The 3,323-nt window shown below is 59.4% G+C and carries 4 protein-coding genes; 1 reads left to right on the top strand and 3 read right to left on the bottom strand.

Features of this window, described 5'->3' with window-relative positions:
- Window positions 1–441, top strand: a 441-nt coding sequence (locus NUW23_05800) for a hypothetical protein (GenBank protein ID MCR4425690.1), incomplete at its 5' end; no start/stop codon positions are given.
- A 238-nt stretch (window positions 442–679) separates the two neighbouring features.
- Here the strand turns inward: NUW23_05800 and yabG are convergent.
- The 3 genes from yabG to rsmA form a co-directional block, all read right to left on the bottom strand.
- Window positions 680–1,594, bottom strand: coding sequence for a sporulation peptidase YabG (gene yabG, locus NUW23_05795; GenBank protein MCR4425689.1), 915 nt, complete (start codon window positions 1,592–1,594; stop codon window positions 680–682).
- 135 nt (window positions 1,595–1,729) lie between these two features.
- Entirely contained in the window at window positions 1,730–2,200 is a 471-nt protein-coding gene (locus NUW23_05790; GenBank protein ID MCR4425688.1) for a ribonuclease H-like YkuK family protein, read from the bottom strand.
- A 5-nt stretch (window positions 2,201–2,205) separates the two neighbouring features.
- The gene (rsmA, locus tag NUW23_05785; protein MCR4425687.1) at window positions 2,206–3,030 is read right to left on the bottom strand and encodes a 16S rRNA (adenine(1518)-N(6)/adenine(1519)-N(6))-dimethyltransferase RsmA; all 825 of its coding nucleotides are present in this window, start codon (window positions 3,028–3,030) and stop codon (window positions 2,206–2,208) included.
- Between the last annotated feature and the right edge of the window lie 293 nt (window positions 3,031–3,323).

Here is a 3,323-nt window from a genome sequence, read left to right as displayed (position 1 = left end):
CCGCCCGCGAAAGAGGCGCCCGCTTTCAGGCCCCTGACCCCCGGCCTGGACCTCGACGTGATCCTCGCCGTGAGAGAGCCGCGCAAAGCGCTCGGAGGGTCAGTGATATCTTACCACAACACCAAGTTCAGCCTGGCCGATCACCGCGGGAACGCCGTCTGGCTGTCCAACAATAGCTCCGTCCTCGTGCTTACCCACATCGACGGCTCTATAAGCGCGCTGTACAAGGGCAAACGTTACAGCCTCGCGGAGTTTCGCGCCACGCCCATGGTTGAGGAACCCGCCAAAGCTCCTGGCCCCAATGCGGCGCCCTGGAGGCCTCCTGAAGACCATCCGTGGAAACGGCGGAGTTACGAGCGTCAGCGGAGAATCCAAAAGGCGCGGGAGGCAGCCAGGCTAAAGCGCGCTCAGGATACGCGCTTCCCGCTGGCCGCAACGTAATCCCAAGCAGGCGCAGCGGCCATGTCAAGGAGCGAAGCAGGCCGAAGGCCGGTCCTTGACACGGCCGCGAGTCTGCGCAGAATCTGGAGACGGCCAGCGGAACAAAACCATGGGGGTGACATTTTCTCAGTCGGTTGACAGCGCATGTAGCGCACATGGTAGCGCACATGAGTATCTTGAACCGGTCTTGGTCAGAGTCCACACTTGGAGGCCGGCGTTCGCTCCACCAGTAGCTAGCCTATGGCTTTGTTCCGAATAACCCAGTCGCCGTCTTGGGCATGCTGGCCCTCAGTTTCCCGCGGGTTTCCAGACCGCCTATTCCTGCCCTCTTGGTTATGGTATTCTCGATCGCGTCCTCAACCCTCACGATCTCATCGACCGGCGTGTGAACGACTTTCTCCGCAATCAGCACCGGGTCATAGCAGTGTATCAGCACTCGGTCGGGCGAACTTGCGAAGTTGGCACCTGCCTCAATGAGCGCCTCGTAGAAGGATTGGCACGCACCGGCTATGATCACCAGGCTGTCCCTGTCCATCTCGAAGTACCGGGCGCGGCGCACAGCCTCGATGTAAGATCCGGAGTTCCAGTAGCTCTCAACAGACGTCCTGTCCGAACTCTTTTTCTTCAAGGCATCGTGTCCGGTGAGGACCAGAACATCAGGCGAGTACTCCATGAGCAGCGATGTGACGTGCTCCGGCTGATCTTTCGGTTCGACATGCTTCCCCACCGCTGGAACGCCTAGGTCCCTATAGTACTTCATACAGTCCTTGAGGTAGTCCGTGTCTCCGTCGAGGTGCAGCACCTTGCCCGGAACCTCAAAAAGGTCATCGGCAAGGCTCCCCCCTCTCGTGCGCTTCCGGTTTCTCTTGCTCCTCGCCTGCTCTTCGTTGAGCCTGCGCATGCGCACCTGCCTCAGGTGCTCCCCAGACTCCCTCATCATCTTGCGCTTCAAGTCTATCAGCGCATGTTCATCCGCAAGTCTGAGGTCGCTCAGTGGAGCGTCGGCCAGGAGCCGAACATTCACACCTTTGAGGGTAGCGGTCCCCTCACCGCACGCATAGCACTCCACACGCATCACCCGGAAGAACAGATCGCCTCCGTATGACTTCCGAGTGACGATGTCCCCCTCGTGAAAGGGGATCCTCTCAGCCAATAGCCTCCCCCCTGCGTAGGAGGCCAGATGTACCCGGCATGCTCGCCACGCGGCTTACTCGCCGAACACCTGGCCTTCGTGCATTCCAGAACCAGTGTATGAGGGGAAGCGAGGACAAGGACCGTGCCCCCGGAACTATTTGGTGTGCTTGTCGGCCACCTTGGACGCCCCATAGGAGTCAGGCTTGATTCGCGCGGCGAAACCCGTGCCGGTAATCATGCCCACTATATCCCGGATGAGTTCCTTGGTCTGCCCGTTCTCTCCCACGTCCAGGTGGATCTCGACGTTCACCTCTGAATGGCCGTTCTCTGCAAGCCTGTCCGCCAACTGACTTGCGAGGCTCAAGCTCTTGGATGCTTCGTAGAACATTCTCTGCCTGAGGCTTTTGCCCACCTTTGCGTGCTCCCTGGAGTAGTAGTAGCGTGCGCCCTTGCCCACCCTGTGTATGATAATCGCACTGACGAAGCATGTATCTTCAGACAGCTGGGAGTCAGTGCCGATGATCAGCTTGTACGCAGCATCAGGGACGTCATGCACGTACCCCATGATGTCCTGGAATGTTTCATCGAAACTCATCTTGCCCTTGGACGGGCTTATAAAGTCCACTGGGTTCACCTCGTATCTGAGGCCTCGGTTTGAAGAGCCCGCGCAAGCGCGGCAAATTCGTAAAGCGAGAGGCTCTCGGCCCGCCTTGCCCCGTCAACACAAGCCCGCTCGAGCACGCATCGCACGAGGGCCCGGTCCCCTCTGAAGAGGTGGGAGGCCACAAGGGAGTTGCGGAGACTTTTCCTTCGCTGCCCAAAGCTTGCCCGGACAAGCTCGAAGAGGATGTCCGGTGATGCTTCGACTGGTGGCCTCGCCAGCACCTTGAACCTCACGACGGCGGAGTGAACAGCCGGAGGAGGGTCAAAGGCCTGCGGAGCCACGGTGTAAAGGATTTCGGGGGCTGTGTGGTACTGCGTTTCTATGGTGATGGGACCGTAGCCTGGATCCCCCGGACCTGCGACGAGCTTCTCGGCGACCTCCAGCTGAACCATAAGGACCATTGTGTGGAAGAGAAAGGAGCCCGCGATGAGTTTCTTGAGGATCGGAGTGGTAATGTAGTAGGGAAGATTGCCTACCACCAATACCCTCGTAAGTCCCGACCCCGGTGGCGTCAGCTCCGCCACGAGCCTCACAAAATCCAAAGACAGAACATCGGCCTGAATAGGGTGGATATTCGGCAATGACGCCGAGACCTGCTTCACCCGATCGACTAGAGCCGGATCGATTTCGATGGCCGCGACTTTCCCCGCCCGCATGGCGAGCGCCTTCGTGAGTTCCCCTCGCCCTGAGCCTATCTCGACCACCAGATCTTTGTCGTCCGCCCCCGAAGCATCTACTATGGCATTCCGGACCTTTCCATCGACGAGGAAGTTCTGCCCAAGCCTCTTCATGATTGTATTTTACCACAACCCCGGCTCATCGCGCAGATGAAAACCAGCCGGTCTCCCCGGAGGGCGGGAGACCGGCTTGAGACTCTGCCGCACATGGGCGACTCGGCAACGGCCATGAGCGAACTGAAGGCTTAGTGGTCTTCCAGTATGTACACTTTCACCCTGCGGCGGCCGTAAGCGAGCGCCTCCTCTACTGTCTCGAAGAACAGATCTATCCGGTTCCCCTTGATAGCGGCCCCCACGTCAGCCGCGATTGCGGGCCCGTACCCCTCGACGTACAGTCGGGTCCTGAG

The sequence above is a fragment of the Bacillota bacterium genome (assembly GCA_024655925.1).
Lineage (GTDB): Bacteria > Bacillota > DTU025 > DTU025 > JANLFS01 > JANLFS01.
Note: the sequence above shows the minus strand (reverse complement) of the source record. Positions and strands in the feature narration are given on the sequence as shown.

Excerpts from the sequence above, each read along its gene's own strand:
- rsmA (MCR4425687.1), bottom strand. The coding sequence starts at position 3,030 with ATGAAGAGGCTTGGGCAGAACTTCCTCGTCGATGGAAAGGTCCGGAAT.